Below are 17,124 nucleotides of genomic sequence, written 5' to 3'. Positions count from 1 at the left end.
TCATTGCAACATACATAATCAAAGATATATGATCAAAATTAAAAGGATGTTTACCTATGAAAAATAAAACTTACTTATTATTAATTCTTTCTCTGGCGTTCTCAAGTTATTCATACCCGTGTCTTGTAAGTGATAACTACAAAGGCTACAGGTCAGAGGCCATTTGTACTAAGGAACCTCTGTCTATCGAAGAAAAAGCTAAAAAGATTCTGTCCAATATCGAAAAACGCCCATTGAAAGAGAAGAAAATAAACGCCTCTATAAAATCATCTTTCTTAGAGATTAGATCTTTGTCCAAAAGGCTAAGTAATGGCAAATCTACAGAAAGATTATTTGTAGTCGTGCGTGATCAAAATAGAACGTTTTCAAAAGATATAACTGAGTATTCAGCTGTAGTCTTTAATGATGGATTGATCGTGTTCCCAGATGTTTATGATCTTATTCTTGTAATGAAAGATTCAGGATTTTCAAGCTCATATATTAATAAGCTCGAAGATAAATTAAAGAATAAGCATTTGGCAATGGCTTTTCCAGAAGTCCTTTCAGAACTTGGCATTCCTATGGATCAAGTTTTTATAAAAAATAGATTTTCAAAGTATTTATCGAGAATTAGAGTAAAGGTAGATGCTTCTGAAAAAGTAGCATCGCTTTCTGGAAAACTGCATAAGAATACACCTCATCTTATTGCCTTATTGCGACAATATTTTCCTGTTATCGAACAATTGTATTTAGATAAAATACCCGGAACTAACGACGCAGTTTTTGTGTTCGAGGCAGCTTTACTTGTTCGATATTTCTCTTTAGATACATACATAGGAAAAGACAGTCTCGTTTATTCTGGCGGGGTAATATTGTTTTTGTCAGGTGCAAACAAATTTTTTCACAGTGGAGCAATATTAGAAGATCATGGTTGGCAGGCAGATACTATTGAACAGGGCCAACCAGGAAGTGAATTTAGTGACCAGCAATTAATGTTCAACGATTTAAGAGAAACTCTTGGTTACCCCGTTTTGCTAAAGGAATTGACAAAAAATTTAACACCTAAAGACTTTCATCGATTCACACCTGATGAGTTATCATCTATGGGGGCTGTTCTCGTTGATGATAAGCTTTGAAGCATAAACCTTTAAAGCGCTAGTTGCCGAACGTAATGATTTTCTCGAGATAAAATGGACATGTAGCAAAGTTGTCCATCTCGTGTTCTACTGGAGGCCTGTCATTTAAGATCAAAACTATTAACTCTCTGCGGCTCTGATTATCTGCATAAATTTTATTCTGTCTTGATCATTATAAACAGTATTTTCACTCAAGCTGCGATCAATATCACTGGATCGGGAAGATAGAATTATAGATTCCTCCTTAGTAATGTGTGCCAAAATCAACCTTAAAAAGTCTATGGCTGTCTCAGCATTTATCAATCTGACTTTGGTTAAATGTTCACAAGCAGAGATTGTATCTTTTACATCTGATCTGGATTGACGAGCATAGCGTGCAATTTTACGAAAAGTCTTGGATTTATTTAATTGATACAAACGCTCAAATAATTCGTTTCTTGTGCAAGTCCCGGTGTGATCTTGGCTCGAAATGAGAGATGAATAAGCACAAATTGCATCTTCAGCCAGTGGAATAGCTCTAATGTATCTAGTGTTTTCCACGCCTTGAACTAAACCATTGAAAGGGTTCATCGAATAGAAGTTACCAAAGTATTCAATTACATTAGATATGTTAAAATAAGAGACTTCTAGATTTTCCTCTACCAGTATTTTAATTAGACTATCCATGTCATCTTTTGAGAAATAGTTTGCCTCTATGGCTTGTATACGGCATTCACTTAAAGCTGATTTGAATTCCTCTAATCTGCTTTGCGATGAGAGACAGTGTAGCTCTCCCATTGCTTCTTTATACATTGCCGCTGATTCTAAAATTTCTGATTCTACTTCGTCTGCTATACATCCTGATTTCTTTAAAAGCTCTAAAGATGACTGGACTAACTCATCAAAAATTTCGGGATTGATTAAAGTTAAGAAGGTCAATTTTTCCAATATTTTTTCAATGAATTTTAAAAGAACAGGGTCGCAGTCAACTTGTATGATCAATTTTGATATTCTTGAAAGCTCTGGTATACAAGATAGTAAACCTGACTCACCCGTTACAATGGATACTCTTCTTTCATTTACTGGGGGTGAGTTACGAATCCCAGCAATAGTTGATGCTAACGAAACATGTTCGCATGCATAAACTGATGAAATTTCATTTGTAAACCAGAAATGACTTTTCAGGGAATGATTTTCTAATTTTGAAATTGGAAATCGGTTTGCAAGTCTGTCAGCAACTCTGGAAACATTAAACCCAGCAAACTTACAAGGAGGCCTGGTTTCAGGCTCCAGATTATAACTTGCTTGTACGTTCTCTGTTGATAATGATAAAGACGAAATATGGTTCATTTTATTAACATCCCTGTTATCCATTTATCATTTAGACAATTTTTTTATTCTTTAGTTCAAAGTTGTAAGCGTTATCTTGTGTCTAAGACTTGCAGCAAAGGAGGCGAATACAATGAACTATCATCTTCTCCGATAAAATAGACCCCGAAAAAATCGACATAGGTCTATAGCTAAGTTGTCAGCTCGTATTCTACCGGCGATCGCTTATTGAAGCTTGAATGACATTGAACTCGATTATAAAAATGCTGTCTGTATCCCGCTATAGCATCTCAAAGATGCTGGATTATCCGTAACGTCTTTACGAACACGAGCTTCACCTTCAAGGTTTCGAAGAAGAGGACCATTTCAGCGTTTCTGACGGGCTTTAGGAATATGGCTCTCGTTTCAGTTGGATTTAATGCCGGAATTTTTTTTTAGATGCTAAACTTCCTGATTTGTATATGAATAGCTGCCAATGAAAACTTTTCTACTTATTACACTTTTGCTGTGCCCATTAATCGCAAGCTCTGTCTATGAAGAGAAACCAGAGTCTTCAGTAAGGATCATAAGCAGACAGATAATGATTGGTGTGATCTGTGGTACCATTGAATTTACTTTTTCAACTTGTATTGTAGTCCCGATAGCTTCTATATTCCTTCCTGAAGGTCAAAGGATATGCGATGATTGTGCAACCAGTCGGCCTGTTTTTATCAGGGGTCTAGCGCTTGTTGTTGGGTCAGCCATGGAAGAAGTCTTTTTTCGCTTTTATTTGCAGCCAATGCTGAATTATGTCCTGTGCCGAAGATTGTGCCGTCCCCGATCATTCATTGATACTTTATTTGTCAGCCAACGTTGTATTGCCAGTGATCTCTCTTTATGTTTTAGCAACATTTTTTTTGGATTTTGTCATTTATTAGGTCCAAACTGGTCAACTGTCCAAGCTTTTAGTGCTACAGTAGCAGGTTTTTACTTTTCATATATATATAACCATCATGGTCCAATCGCTGTAATCACCTGTCATGCCACACACAATCTTATCTGGCTTGCTCTGAGACCCTACCTTAAAAGATAAAAGGCAACTGACGCTTGTGAAAGCAAGATAGTTAAGTACTCAACCATACGAAATGATATTTTCTGACTTATTGTTCAGGCACTCGCGGCAACTGCTCCTGCGTTGCTCTAGCTCCTGCATCCATGCAGTCGTGATGCGTTGTAACTCTGGTCACATAGCTTGCTATGTTCCCGTCGTTGCGCCTTGCAGAGCACCTGTCCAATAAGCCAGAAATATTCGATTCTGTATGGCTGAGTACTTACTATCGTAAATGCCATGTAGAATGTGTTAAAAACACAACTAAAAAAAGCATAGTCGTTGAAGCCTTTGATGTTGATGAGGCAGTTGAAGCCGGTGGGCATTCTAAAGAAATCCACTCGATTTGGGGTTGAAATTGAGCTGCATCTTCAGAGTTTTGGAAGTGGCTTGTTGCATTTTGTATGAAATCAACATTATGCATCATAGTTTCATAAATGTTACCACAGTTATTGCAAAACAAACTTTGAATTGCTACGCCTAAAACATGGTAAGAATTATTTTCCCAATAGAATAATGGCGAGCCTGAATCGCCTCTTTCAGAGTAGCCATCATAGGATAAATAGTATTTATAAGGACCATTAGGCTCAGCACATTCTTGATTTGTTTCCCATGTTAAATTAGCTTCTCTCAGAGAAGTTCGCATTGCATATCCTGAACCAATGAGACTCTGAAAACTGTATAGCTCTTCACATGTATAGGGTTGAAAGTCAATAGCAGGGGTTGATGATAGTATTAGTTTTTCTTCAACAGGAGTTGATAATTCAAGAACAGCGATGTCATTAAATATATTTTTATTGTGATTATATAAAGGGGATAATGCGATTCTATTTATCTGTATGAAGAATGGGTTTTGATAATTAAGAAAGTGTATAGATAAGCATCACCTTTTCTCAATATTATCAACTACGTGTGCCGCTGTTAATACATATCGTTTGTTGATTAAAAGCCCGCTGGACTGACGACCCCTTTGATTGATTGTCTGGATTATCCAAGGGTATTTATTAATTGGTACTTTAATACTTGTATGAGAGTACCTTTTTACAATTCCCTGAGCCTGTAAAATTGATGAAAGAGCTACAAGGACAAAAATTTTACACGCTGCTTTCATGAAAAATCAATCCATCAACTTGCAAAATTTCAAGATTAGCTGTTTTCCCTGATTTGGCAATATAACGAATTCTTAGAAAAAATCACCATAAAAGCTGTTATCTTCAAGAGAGGCTGAAACGAATTTTGCGTTTGAAACACTCTCTCTCAGAAGTCAGGAAACCCTGATAATCCCTCACACCGCACTCTGCTTTCAATACTTCCAGATCCACTTGATGGGCATACGGTTTTCTGAGAGAGAAGTTTACAAGTGCTTAATCTGATAGAGCGGCTTTGATATAATTGGATGACTGCAAAAGGATTAAATTAATATTCAAGGTGAGTGTCTTGGAGAGAGTAGCCTTAGAAATGTTTTTTCTACAGGCCCGTTATATTGATTCAGAAAGGTATCAACAATGTATTACTTTTTCTTTTTATTATTTTTTGCAGTGGTCAGCGCAGTTAAGGCTTCTCCTGACCAATGTGAAAAAGGTTATCTGATTTTAAAGCTAAGCGAAACGACAAGACAAGAAATCAGACAACAAGGTAATAAATCTGAGAATAAAGTTTATTTGGAAGATGATGCGGGAAGCAGAATAGATCTTCACCTTATAAAGCAGTTGCCTGAAGAATTATCTAACGACTTTTTTGAATATAGCTATTTGGAAATTAATTCTGTCTCAGAAATAAATTCTGCATACGGAGGAGGTTGCATGTTTTTTAGTTTTGATTTGCCTGAAAATCTTTATTTGAACGGATTTTTTGGTTCCTTCCCTATATTCAATACAATAAAACATGAATGTTTAAAATTTTCAATACATGTGTGCTTGGATGATGATTTGTACTGGGCTACAGGCCGTTGGTTTGGATTTACAAAGGAGGCGGGAGACTTCTTGTCACTTATATTGCCAAGGTATGAAATTAAGTGGAAAAGAAAAAACAATGAAGTTTTACGAGAGCTTTTACTATTACCCCCAGACAAAAACAAAGGCTTCCCTGGAGGTATGGAATATCTAAAAGCTAAAGCTCATTTTGAAAGTTATACGAAAAAGAACTGATCAGGGCGCCTGAAACATACAGGCACCCTCAAAAGTCAGAAGCTTTTGATATTAGACAGGTTGGGCTTGGCGTCTTTATTCTCTTTGAAGATAAGAGCAATGTTACCAATGGTCTGAATCAGTTCTGCCTGAGTCTGGTTGCACAGCTCGTTAATAGCTTCTTTCTTGACTTCACGGTCACCTACTGCAAACTTCACCTTGATCAGCTCGTGATCGTGCAAGGCGCGCTGTGTTTCTTCAATAACGCCGTCACTCAAACCGTTGCCCGCTACCATGACAACAGGCTTCAGTTTATGGCCGAGGGAACGGTAGTGTCTCTTTTTTTCAGAACTAATGCTCATGATTTCAGAATCCTGAGGCTGCTTATCCAGTAAGCCGATTGCCTACAGCCATGGCAATCGGGCAACAGATTCCTGATGAGCGATTAAACAAGGTTGTATTTTACAGACCTGAATCGGGGCTCGTTTCCCGGTTTTTATAAGATTGGGAAAAACCGGGTTGGAAACTGTTGATCAAAAGTTCATCATTGTACTTTATTCTCTGTGGCTCACAAGTCCAGTAGTCATGAATAATGCTTTTTAAGCTAGGTAATGTAAGGTAGAAATGGCCAGATCCAAAAGCAGTGCCCGCTGGCTGCAGGAGCACTTTGAAGACAAATACGTAAAGCGTTCACAGGAAGACGGCTATCGATCCAGGGCCAGCTATAAGCTGATTGAAATCCAGGAGAAGGACAAGCTGATCAGGCCGGGGATGAAGGTCGTTGATCTGGGGGCGGCTCCTGGCGGCTGGTCTCAGGTGGCTATCGAAATGGTAGGGGATAACGGTCGTGTGGTGGCTTCAGACATTCTTCCCATGAACCCCATTGCCGGAGTCGACTTTATTCAGGGCGATTTTACCGAGGACGCTGTACTGGAAAAAATCCTCGAGACGATCGGAAGTGATAAAGTAGACCTTGTAATTTCAGATATGGCCCCCAATATGAGTGGTACACTGGCGGTTGATCAGCCCAGAGCTATGTATCTGGCTGAGCTGGCTCTGGATCTGGCCAGACAGGTGCTGAAGAAAAATGGCTCTTTTCTGACCAAAACATTTCAGGGTGAAGGGTATCAGGAGTATCACAAGGATATGAAAACCTCATTCCAAAAAGTGATTACCCGAAAACCGGGCTCCTCAAGAGCACGATCCAGAGAGGTGTTTCTGCTGGCCAGAAATTTTGTATCTTGAGAACATTGCTTTAACCTGGACGTTGCAATGTTTTGTCTGTTCAAGGGTGATGGTTAAACGCTATCGAATCTTGACAGAAACCTGACAACCCGTTAGGTAAACGCGAAAAACCTTGTCGCAGCGCAGTTTCAAGCAGACCTGTCGGCATTATAGATTTTTTCTATCTGCCCAATAGCCAGCTGATGACTGTCACCCTCACTGCCATTCGTGTATGGTAGAAGCTGCGGATTAACCATAAGAGAGAGCAGAGCCGGTAATTATGCCCTTTAAAACCGTTAGCCACAGGCTTCAGTACGCTCAAGTGAGGGTAGCCCTTTGAATGATATGGCAAAAAACTTGATTTTATGGGTCATCATTGCCTTGGTGCTGTTGACCGTATTCAAAAACTTCGATGGCATGCAGTCTTCTACTCAGAAGCTCAGTTATTCAGATTTCATCAGTGCAGTAGAAAACCGTCAGGTCAGCAAGGTAGTGATTGACGGGTTTACCATTACTGGACTAATGAACAACAGTGAGCGTTTTGAGACCAACCTGCCCCCGGCAGTGCCCGATAATCAGCTGATGGACGAGCTATTGCGCGGCAATGTTCAAATTGAGTCCAAACCTATTGAAAAGCAGAGCATCTGGACACAGTTGCTGGTTGCCAGTTTCCCGATTCTGGTGATTCTTGCCGTCTTCATGTTCTTTATGCGACAGATGCAGGGCGGCGGCGGTGGCCGTGGTGGCCCAATGAGCTTTGGCAAGAGCAAAGCCCGATTGTTGTCGGAAGATCAGATCAAGACGACTTTTGCTGATGTAGCGGGTGTTGAAGAAGCCAAGGAAGACGTACAGGAACTGGTGGATTTCCTGAAAGACCCGGGCAAGTTCCAGCGTCTGGGTGGCCGCATTCCCCGTGGTGTCCTGATGGTAGGTCCTCCGGGTACTGGTAAAACTCTGCTGGCCAAGGCTATTGCAGGTGAAGCCAAGGTTCCGTTCTTCACCATCTCTGGTTCTGATTTTGTTGAAATGTTCGTGGGTGTGGGTGCTTCCCGTGTCCGTGACATGTTCGAACAAGCTAAAAAGCAGGCACCCTGCATTATCTTCATCGATGAGATTGATGCTGTAGGTCGTCACCGTGGTGCTGGTATGGGTGGTGGTCATGATGAGCGTGAGCAAACACTTAACCAGTTACTGGTAGAAATGGATGGCTTCGAAGCAAACGACGGTATTATCGTAATTGCGGCAACGAACCGTCCCGACGTACTGGATCCGGCGCTGCTGCGTCCCGGCCGTTTTGACCGTCAGGTTGTGGTAGGTCTGCCAGACATCCGTGGTCGTGAACAGATCCTGAAAGTTCATATGCGCAAGGTGCCTATTGGAGATGACGTTGAGCCGGCAGTGATTGCCCGTGGTACTCCCGGTTTCTCCGGTGCAGATCTTTCCAACCTGGTCAATGAAGCGGCACTTTTCTCTGCCCGCGCCGACAAGCGCACGGTAGGTATGCATGAGTTCGATCTTGCCAAAGATAAAATCATGATGGGTGCCGAGCGCAAATCCATGGTGATGAGTGAGAAAGAGAAACGAAATACGGCCTATCATGAAGCCGGTCACGCTATTGTTGGCCGTCTGGTGCCTGATCATGATCCTGTATACAAGGTCAGCATTATTCCTCGTGGTCGAGCACTGGGTGTCACCATGTTCCTGCCCGAGGAAGACCGTTACAGTCAGAGCAAAGAGGCTCTGATGAGTCAGATCTGTTCACTGTTCGGTGGTCGTATCGCCGAAGAAATGACCCTGGGTAAATCGGGTGTCACCACTGGTGCTTCCAATGACATTCAGCGTGCAACCCAGATTGCCAGGAATATGGTGACCAAGTGGGGTCTATCCGAGAAGCTGGGTCCTCTTCAGTATGATGATGAAGAAGGAGAAGTGTTTCTGGGCAAGAACTACGGCAGTGGTGGCGGACGCATGAATGTGTCTGGCGAAACTGCCAAGATGATCGACGAAGAAGTGCGCAGCATCATTGATGAGTGCTATGACACTGCTGAGAGACTTCTAAAGGAAAACCGCGACAAGCTGGATCTGATGTCTGATGCATTGATGCAATACGAAACCATTGATACTGATCAGATTGATGACATTATGGAAGGCAAGAAGCCTCGGCCACCCAAGGAATCTTCCGGCTCTTCATCCAACGGTGATGGTGGTGCGGGTATCAAGGCAGAAGAGACTCCTGAAGCATCCAAGTCAAAAGGTGCTGACGGTGATAATAATGCCAACAGCGACAATGATGATAAGAAAGGACCTATTGGTGGGCCGGCTGGCGAACATTGATCCCTTCTTATGAAACAAAAAAGGCAGGATTGTTATCCTGCCTTTTTTGTATGGCTTGAGAAGAGGCTAAGTTTGTTGGCTGGTTTGTGCTGAGTCCGACTTTTTTTGGGGCAAAAAATGACAGTAATGCATGAAGTTGCTGTAGATTGACCTTAAATAAGTGTTGAAGCTATACTTCTTGCTACCAGTGACTAGGAGTAGCTCCAGTCGTAAAGCTGGTCCCTAGTGGCCTTCATGTCATTTCTTCCACGACCCTCTTTTGAGAGGGTTGATGGTTGAAAATACTGCTACCCTCTCTGGCTAGTTTGTCTTTAATCTATTCTGACTGTCGTCCCTGTACTCTATCGTTTCTTTTTGCATTTTGTATATATCAATACTGATATGTTGTAGCTTATTGTTATTAGGGAGAATGTGTTTTTGCATATTGTCGGGAGGTTGCGTGAACAAAAGAACGCTGGAGCAGGCATTTAATGCAGTGTTTCATGAGAAAGAATCTTTCAATGACTTTTGTGTAATGAGTCAGAGTCAGGAGGTGCTAGCCTTTTCTGCGAATTCTCGGGATCTTTTCCGCCCATCGGTAAAACTCAAAAAGTATCTCAGATTTATTGATAAAGTTATCTTGAGGTATCTCAAGAGGGCTGATGATGTTGTCCATTCATATGTCAAAGGTAAAAGTGCTCTTACGGCTGTTCAGGCTCATGCAGGCAACTCTCATTTTTTTATGACGGATCTTAAGGCTTTTTTCTCGAATATTTCAAACGTCGATGTCAGAGAAATATTAGCCAGAAATGAAGCTAATGTACCGATATCAGACATAAAAGAGTATATACCTCTGTTAGTGGGCATGATGACATGGCAGGGGTCTTTACCAGTAGGGTTTCCTACGTCGCCTCAACTAAGTAATGCTTTCTTATTGAGTTTTGATCAAAAATTGAGTGTTTATTGTGCTGGTAGGGGTTATACCTATACTCGATACTCTGACGATATTGTTATCTCTGCTAAGACTTTCGATGGTTTTGAACATTTATCTGAAACTATTCAGCTTCTACTGGATTCTAATGCTTCACCGTTACTGACGTTGAATGATGATAAAACTCGTTTCACACATACAGGGAATAAAGTTAAAGTTTTAGGGCTTGTTGTGACTCAAGGAGGGAAAGTCACAATCGATTCTAAGTATAAAAGACAGCTTGAAATGTTATTACATTTTTATGTGACTGATAGAAAACGTTTTAACCGGGTTTTAGATGAGACGTTGACTGGAAAGGAACATTCTTTATTTGGTTTGTTACACTATGCCAGATCCATTGATCCAGGCTATCTGGAAAAATTGCAAAGAAAATATGGTGCTTATGCCTTACGTTCTTTGATGGAGGATAAGTGGCATGGCTGATGTTGTTGTAATTCGAAACATTAAAAATGTCTCGGAGTTGCGAGTTAGTTTTGACTTTCCTGACTCGAATATAATAGTTGTTACTGGAAAGAATGGTGTAGGTAAAACAACTTTGGTTAAAGCATTTAAAACTATCGTAAATCCAAAGGTTTTTGAAAGCTCTACCGTGCATAAAGCAATAAGCGAAGGAAGTGAAATTAAATTTGATCTAGATGGTTTTTCTCCCTTTTCTTATGCCTATCAAAGTAAATTGGGTGTAATTGACACTAAAGATTTTCTGCCTGAAGAGGGAGCGATTTTAGCGGAGTTACCTATTCCTGATGGGCAAAGGTTTCAGCATTTTTCAGCAATAGCAGCTCAGAACTCTGAAATATCTGTTCGTAATGCAACTCAAGATTATGAGAGGGCTGAAGAGTTAATCAAGTTTCTTCATGAGGTTTATGGGGATGATAAGTTTGATAACCTGAAAATGATTAATATAGGGAAAAAGAATTATTATTTCATTCCAAAAGACGATGCTACCTATATACGCGAAGATCACTTAAGCTCTGGAGAGTATTTTCTTATACAGATATTCAGGCTTGTGACATCAAAGGCAAAGCTCATTATTGTTGATGAGTTGGATGTAGCTCTGGATGCGGCTGCACAGGTGAAATTATTCCATGCTTTAAAGTCTTTGTTACGACAACGCGATTCACGCTTGATTGTTATTTCTCATTCGTTAGCTTTTATGAATACTGTAGATGATGGAGGGCTGTATTACCTTGAGAGTAACAATGATCAAGTGAGCTTGGAGCAGCGTTCATTTGGCTATATCAAGGCTGACCTATACGGATTTAAAGGGTTTGATCGTTACATCTTAACAGAAGATTCCGTATTGGAAGGTTTTATAGAGTTCATTATCAGACATTTCTCAATAATTCCATATTATCAGCATAAAACGATTGGTTTGGGTGGTGTCAACCAGTTGAGAATGATTGTTGAAAAAAATGATAGTGATCAAATTTTTTCAGATTCTAAGAATGTTTTAGCTATTGTGGACAGGGATGTGTTTTCTGAAATGTGCAAAGGTTACAGTGGTGAGTCAAGAATACTTTGTTCTCCTGTTCAGGATCTAGAGCTATTTATCTATGAGAATCGAGATGAGTTGTTTCCAGAAGTCAAGCTCCCTTCCTATAAGGAGTCGAGTCAGGCCAAGAAAGCTTCAAAATCGTATTGGAAGTATTTGGTAGCGGATAAAGGTCTAAATCTCAATAAGTTATACCTATTAATCGTTGAGCATAATGAAATAGAGACTAGAAAGTTAGTCAACGAAATTGACTTGTTCTTGAACTTGGGTGGTGCTTAGCGTTTTTTAAAAAAGTAAGTTGAATTGTTCCAGAAAAACTCTGACCTTTGACCAAGCGCTGGTCATGGGAATATTGAATACTATTCCAGAATCCTTTTGTCAAAGCTGTCGTTACCAGGATCTGGATCAGGGACTGAGTCTTGCTTTGTAGATGGTTCGGGATGGTGTTATCCGTGAACCCGCTGGCTAACATTGATCCCTTTTTTTTATGATGTGTCCCGTCCTGAAATAAGTTGACAACTTGTAGACTTATTATGAATATCCCTTTATTGGCCCGTGATTTTCACGTTACCAACCCAGCCCTCCCCGCAAATGCCTTACTGACCTGCTGGATAAGTATTTTTAAGGTGAAGAGGTCGGTCTACGGAAGCTTTTTTGGCACATGGCAATCATATCCATATAGCGATTCAGAAATTCTTGGCTATTCTCTCTCTGTACTTCGAATAATGAAATTAGCCAATGGCGTTCCTTTATTTTTCCAGAGCAGAAAGTCAACACAGATTGAATTGGTTTTCTATCAGACAAAAAGGGCGGATTTGGTATTATTGACCAAATTGTACAGAGAGACTTTAGTGCATTTTTACCGCTCATTGGTAGCCTTAATAGCGTTTGTTCTTTCATTAATAACAACGGTGGTTGCACAGTTATGCTATTCCTCAACCGTTATTGATCGGCATAGTCCTGATGGGTACAAGGTTCGGATTGAAATCAATGATGATGCAGATCCGCAGGATAAGGTTCAGTGGCAATTGATTTTGCTGCTCCTCGAAGGCTTCAATGACCGAAACAGCATTCTTTGCTTTAATGCACCTGTGGCGCCAGCAGATTCGAACAGTATCGCAATATTAGTCACGAACGACTTGAGCAACTATTGCTATCAGCTAACGATACTGTCAGAGGGACAAATACCCATTTTCCAGCATGTATCAAAAGGAGTCTCGGAAAATGGCATAACTGTTCGTTTGAAATCCACGACGGCAGACAGACCTGAGCTTACTTCAGTAAACACCGATCCGCTTCTGAATAACAAACCCCATGCTACCTCACTTATTCTTCTGGCCTATTCCGACAACATGACTGTCAGTGGGCTGGAAACGCAGCAAGCCCTGAATAACACAATGACATTGACAGGAGGCAAGCTCACTGGCATTGCTGATTTTTCCAGTGACGGGGGTGGTGGCTTTTTCTATTCGCTCCCACCCCCGCCTCCGCCCGGAGGCGGCGGCAGGCCGTCGGGGTTATTCGAAATAGACCTGCTTATCCTGAAACCCGTCATCACATGGTTGATGTCCATTGGCAAGGATTCTATTTCGTTTGACCAGCAGTCATCCCCGGCACACCTGAAAATTACACGCGTTAATGGCGATGGTTCTTCCAGCGAAGTCACAATACCCGTTAGCTGGCTTGACTTTCTCGATATTGAACAATTGATCGATGTTGATTTCTGGAATACTCTTCTTCGGCGTGCAGCCAATACCTGTCCTGCCAGCGAAAGTCTTCAGTGGCAGCTTGGCTGTTTCAAACTATTTCTTGAGAGTGCTGTCTTGAAGGCAGGTAATGGGGATGGACAACCCTCTTATAGCGTATCCGATGCAGGACCTGAGAACGGAAATAACGACCATCAAGAGGAGGAAAGAGAAGAACCTGAAGATCAGGAGGGCCAATCATCTGGAGAAGACAGTGATGGTAGCGGAAATGAAAATAACAGAAAAGACGATGATGGTGACAAGAGTGAAAAAAATGCGACGACTCAAGACCTTCAGGAACTTGCTGACCAGCTTATTGCCATTATTGAGGGCAGCGATCGCAATGCAGTTTATAAGCTGAGGCAAATACTGGATGAACTGGACAGGCCTCAACGTTTACAGGTTTTGGAAACAAAAGGCACGAACATCAGGGGGAATACTGTCACTCCTCTTGAGGCGGTACTGGCACTGCCGCGTTCTTGCAAAGAGAATTCATTGCGCAACCGTTTTATCGAGCAGCTGATAGAAGCCACGAGCGATACAAAACAGACTTTGAATGACCTTGGTATTCTGTCTTCACTGCAACCGATCATTCCAACTGACGAGACACTGCTCAAGGTCGGCGAAAACAACCTGATGATTTTGCATAAGATTGTTCAGGACATCATTCATAGGGTCAATCAACCTGATCAACAGCCACCTATAGGACAATTTGAAAAATGTTGCTTTACTGAGTACTTCGTTCACTTGTTCCTGAACTATTCAAACCCCATTGAACTTATTCGTAATCTGTTAGGGAAAATATCAGATGTCGCTATAAGTCACGATATCATGATTTATGCACAATCATTTACATTTTCCACCTCTTTTCTGGATACCCTTATACGATTTGATCAGCACCCGTCATCCCATGAATTAATAAGCTTCTCAGAGAAACTGTACATGCAGTTGCAATCTTGCTCTACACCACAAGAGCCTCTGATCAGTAACAGTGATAATATTGCCAACGAAATAATTGCCATCAATGCAAATACATTCACAGATCCCATCCAGCAGGTTGATAGCTACCAGAGTACCTCGGGCTCTGTGGGCAGTTCCTCTAATCTAACAGCTGATAGATACTTACAGCAGGGAGCAAGGCCAAAACAGCCCGGGTTTGCTGATCGGCAAAATGACTCTTCCCAAAAGAGAGCCAGCCTTGGACAACCTCCAGACTTCCCGACGATTACTCCGGGAAATGCAGTGAATGCTGACAATAGCCCCGACGATCATCGGGCTAAAAATTTGAAACATAAATTGAATAAGTTAGAAGGTGTTGTAAGTAATTACCTCAGGCTTAGAAAAGCAATTGATCTGAAAAGAATCGCTAAGGAAAAAGAAGAGCAAAAAAGACAACAGATAGAAAGACAACAGACTGAAAAGTTAACAGTAGAGGTTCAAAGGTTAACAATAGAAAATCAAGGATTAACTCAGGAGGTTCAGGGGGTAAGAGCAGAGAATCAGGAGTTGGCTATAAAGAATCAAAATCTTACTGCAGTAGCTCAAAGGCTCTGGAAACGGGTGACCCAGTCAGACACTGAGAACCAACGTTTGAGGGAAAATATCGAAAAGTTGGAGGGAGAGCTCGGGAAACAACAAGAATTAATAGACTTAATGATCCAGCAAGCCCTCCAACAGGTGGCAGCAGCCAGTCCAGCGATGTCAGCCAGTGACCCGAAGAGTTCTGCTTCTTGCCCGCAGTCGAGCCTCCCTGATGTGAAGGCAAACCGGTCGGGTGGGGAGTTACCGCTATCTCGGCAAGAAAGCATAAAGCCAATGTGCGAACACTACCACAGGCGCTGCCTTGTGAAATTCAAGTGCTGTGGCCTTTATTTCCCCTGCCATAGATGTCATAACGCAAGCCCCCGCTGTCAAGCTGAAAATTGCAAGGCTTCTGACGCAACACACCTTCAATGTACAGTCTGTGAATATGAAGGTGAAATTACGGATGGTTCCCAGACATGCCCGGGATGCAACGAGCGGATGTCTGACTTTTTCTGTGCAAAGTGTAAACACTTCATCAGTGCAGAACTAAATCCGTACCACTGTGATAAATGCGGCATTTGTCGAGTATATGAGGAGAAAAACTATCACTGTGATGTTTGCAACATCTGCCTGAATAAAAAGTTAAAAGGTGATCACATATGCCGACCCGATTCAGGGCACGATGAATGCTGTATCTGTCTGGAAGACGCCTTCGGCGGCTGCCAGATACTACCCTGCTCCCACAGAGTCCATAGGGAATGCGCTGATGCGATGATTCAAAACGGAGTGACAAGCTGCCCAGTGTGCAGGGATCCCTTCCGGTTAAGGTGAATACCACATCTTCGTCACCCCTGGCCTGGAGATTGAATGCAGTGGTGGAAATATTAACCTTGCCAGGCTGTATTTGTGGATTAATGGCCTGAGGTTTGAGTGTGGAAACGGTCTGTTGTGGAAAATCTTCGCTTCGGCTATAAGCTTCTATTCTCAGGTGTTTGAGAGTTTCCAGACGGGCGCTGTAAAGCCTGATTGATGGGCAGAATGAAAGAGAGTCTCAACAATTGGCCTGTAAAATCAGGCAGTAGCTGAGTCTGGATGATTTTTAGTGGTATTCGTAGATTGGGTATATGAAAAAAATGAAGACGTTAAATTGTGCCGGAAAGTCTCTGACTTTTGACCGAACGCTGGTCATGGGAGTATTGAATATTACCCCGGACTCCTTTTATGAAAGCAGTCGTTATCAGAGTCTGGATCAGGTGCTGAGTAGTGCTGAGCAAATGGTTCGCGATGGGGTCGATATTCTGGATGTGGGTGGTGAATCCACAAGGCCAGGAGCAGACGGAACAGTCACCAGTGAGCAGGAGCTTGAGAGGGTTGTGCCTGTTGTGGAAGCTTTGAGAACGAACTTTGATCAGGTGGTCTCTGTGGATACCAGTTCTGCCCTGGTTATTTCTGAAGCCAGCAAAGCCGGTGCAGGCATGATTAATGATGTGCGTGCTCTGTTGAGGCCCGGAGCTCTTGAGGCGGCGGCCGCCACCGACCTTCCTGTCGTTTTGATGCATTCGCTGGTTGAACAGACAGAACCAGGCTTTGTGCCTCAATACGATGATCTGGTCAGCGAAGTGAATGAGTATCTGCTTGAGCGTGTCAGTGCCTGTGAAACGGCGGGTATTACCAGAGATCGACTGATACTTGATCCGGGATTTGGTGGCGGCATGTTTGGAAAAACACCTGCCCATGATCTGCAGTTACTCAAACATCTGGATCGTGTGCTTGCTCTTAACTTCCCGGTGTTGGCAGGAATGTCCAGAAAGTCATTCATTGGTGCTGTGTTGAATAAGCCTGCAGAGCAGAGGTTAAGTGCAAGTCTTGCCGTTGCTACTCTGGCTGCCCGGGCAGGGGCTCAAATTATTCGAGTTCATGATGTTGCTGAAACCGTTGATGCAGTTCGTATGGTAGATGCAGTCAGGAATGCTTAAGGTGTTTTAATCGCCTGCTCTTGTGGGCAGGCATTGGCTCTGATTCTTTTTTCTATTTCTCCCTTTTTTCGCAGCGTTGGCTCTAAGCGCAGGTAGGGAGAATTTTGTCATTTGTAAGACAATCATTTCTATTAAGTCTGTATGACAGTCATGTCATAATTCAGAGTATATCTTCAGTATTTTTTGTTCTGCGACGCCATCATGGCAAAGCAGAATATCGCCT

The 17,124-nt window shown here is 42.0% G+C and carries 11 protein-coding genes and 1 pseudogene; 9 read left to right on the top strand and 3 right to left on the bottom strand.

Annotated elements, in window-relative coordinates; translation table 11 throughout:
- Nucleotides 1-56: 56 nt before the first annotated feature.
- Entirely contained in the window at nucleotides 57-1,115 is a 1,059-nt protein-coding gene (locus ACO6VG_RS01395; RefSeq protein WP_422135264.1) for a hypothetical protein, read from the top strand.
- Nucleotides 1,116-1,235: 120 nt separating this feature from the next.
- On the opposite strand, the gene ACO6VG_RS01390 is transcribed toward ACO6VG_RS01395, so the two are convergent.
- Nucleotides 1,236-2,444: a hypothetical protein gene (locus ACO6VG_RS01390; protein ID WP_422452509.1), complete on the bottom strand. Its 1,209-nt coding sequence runs from the start codon at nucleotides 2,442-2,444 to the stop codon at nucleotides 1,236-1,238.
- A 454-nt stretch (nucleotides 2,445-2,898) separates the two neighbouring features.
- On the opposite strand from ACO6VG_RS01390, the gene ACO6VG_RS01385 reads away from it, so the two are divergent.
- Nucleotides 2,899-3,495, top strand: a complete 597-nt coding sequence (locus ACO6VG_RS01385) for a CPBP family intramembrane glutamic endopeptidase (RefSeq protein ID WP_422135262.1) — start codon at nucleotides 2,899-2,901, stop codon at nucleotides 3,493-3,495.
- Between the two features lie 241 nt (nucleotides 3,496-3,736).
- Here the strand turns inward: ACO6VG_RS01385 and ACO6VG_RS01380 are convergent.
- Nucleotides 3,737-4,621 (bottom strand): annotated as a pseudogene (locus ACO6VG_RS01380) (trypsin-like serine protease).
- A 394-nt stretch (nucleotides 4,622-5,015) separates the two neighbouring features.
- On the opposite strand from ACO6VG_RS01380, the gene ACO6VG_RS01375 reads away from it, so the two are divergent.
- A complete protein-coding gene (locus ACO6VG_RS01375) occupies nucleotides 5,016-5,657 on the top strand; it encodes a hypothetical protein (RefSeq protein ID WP_422452507.1) in 642 nt (213 codons plus the stop codon).
- A gap of 35 nt (nucleotides 5,658-5,692) precedes the next feature.
- Here ACO6VG_RS01375 and yhbY read toward each other — a convergent pair whose 3' ends face one another.
- Nucleotides 5,693-5,998, bottom strand: coding sequence for a ribosome assembly RNA-binding protein YhbY (gene yhbY / locus ACO6VG_RS01370; RefSeq protein ID WP_422135259.1), 306 nt, complete (start codon nucleotides 5,996-5,998; stop codon nucleotides 5,693-5,695).
- Nucleotides 5,999-6,260: 262 nt separating this feature from the next.
- On the opposite strand from yhbY, the gene rlmE reads away from it, so the two are divergent.
- From rlmE to folP, 6 genes are all read left to right on the top strand, one after another.
- Nucleotides 6,261-6,881, top strand: a complete 621-nt coding sequence (gene rlmE / locus ACO6VG_RS01365) for a 23S rRNA (uridine(2552)-2'-O)-methyltransferase RlmE (protein WP_422135258.1) — start codon at nucleotides 6,261-6,263, stop codon at nucleotides 6,879-6,881.
- A 324-nt stretch (nucleotides 6,882-7,205) separates the two neighbouring features.
- Nucleotides 7,206-9,194 carry an ATP-dependent zinc metalloprotease FtsH gene (gene ftsH / locus ACO6VG_RS01360; RefSeq protein ID WP_422137037.1) on the top strand — a complete coding sequence of 663 codons (1,989 nt, stop codon included), beginning with the start codon at nucleotides 7,206-7,208 and terminating at the stop codon, nucleotides 9,192-9,194.
- A 439-nt stretch (nucleotides 9,195-9,633) separates the two neighbouring features.
- Nucleotides 9,634-10,587: a reverse transcriptase domain-containing protein gene (locus tag ACO6VG_RS01355; RefSeq protein WP_422135257.1), complete on the top strand. Its 954-nt coding sequence runs from the start codon at nucleotides 9,634-9,636 to the stop codon at nucleotides 10,585-10,587.
- Nucleotides 10,580-11,935 (top strand): AAA family ATPase, encoded by a 1,356-nt coding sequence (locus tag ACO6VG_RS01350; RefSeq protein ID WP_422135256.1) that lies wholly within the window; start codon nucleotides 10,580-10,582, stop codon nucleotides 11,933-11,935. The genes ACO6VG_RS01355 and ACO6VG_RS01350 overlap by 8 nt, the downstream gene beginning before the upstream one ends.
- A 572-nt stretch (nucleotides 11,936-12,507) precedes the next feature.
- Nucleotides 12,508-15,756, top strand: a complete 3,249-nt coding sequence (locus ACO6VG_RS01345; RefSeq protein ID WP_422412830.1) for a CHY zinc finger protein — start codon at nucleotides 12,508-12,510, stop codon at nucleotides 15,754-15,756.
- A 293-nt stretch (nucleotides 15,757-16,049) separates the two neighbouring features.
- A complete protein-coding gene (folP, locus tag ACO6VG_RS01340; RefSeq protein ID WP_422442501.1) occupies nucleotides 16,050-16,901 on the top strand; it encodes a dihydropteroate synthase in 852 nt (283 codons plus the stop codon).
- Nucleotides 16,902-17,124 lie beyond the last annotated feature (223 nt).

It is taken from the genome of Endozoicomonas sp. ALB032 (genome assembly GCF_049310125.1).
GTDB lineage: Bacteria > Pseudomonadota > Gammaproteobacteria > Pseudomonadales > Endozoicomonadaceae > Endozoicomonas_A.
This window is presented reverse-complemented; position numbering and strand designations above follow the sequence as displayed.

Coding starts and splice junctions, on each gene's coding strand:
- ACO6VG_RS01395 (WP_422135264.1), top strand. CDS start 57: ATGAAAAATAAAACTTACTTATTATTAATTCTTTCTCTGGCGTTCTCA.
- ACO6VG_RS01375 (WP_422452507.1), top strand. CDS start 5,016: ATGTATTACTTTTTCTTTTTATTATTTTTTGCAGTGGTCAGCGCAGTT.
- ACO6VG_RS01385 (WP_422135262.1), top strand. CDS start 2,899: ATGAAAACTTTTCTACTTATTACACTTTTGCTGTGCCCATTAATCGCA.
- folP (WP_422442501.1), top strand. CDS start 16,050: ATGAAAAAAATGAAGACGTTAAATTGTGCCGGAAAGTCTCTGACTTTT.
- ACO6VG_RS01390 (WP_422452509.1), bottom strand. CDS start 2,444: ATGAACCATATTTCGTCTTTATCATTATCAACAGAGAACGTACAAGCA.
- rlmE (WP_422135258.1), top strand. CDS start 6,261: ATGGCCAGATCCAAAAGCAGTGCCCGCTGGCTGCAGGAGCACTTTGAA.
- ftsH (WP_422137037.1), top strand. CDS start 7,206: ATGGCAAAAAACTTGATTTTATGGGTCATCATTGCCTTGGTGCTGTTG.
- ACO6VG_RS01350 (WP_422135256.1), top strand. CDS start 10,580: ATGGCTGATGTTGTTGTAATTCGAAACATTAAAAATGTCTCGGAGTTG.
- yhbY (WP_422135259.1), bottom strand. CDS start 5,998: ATGAGCATTAGTTCTGAAAAAAAGAGACACTACCGTTCCCTCGGCCAT.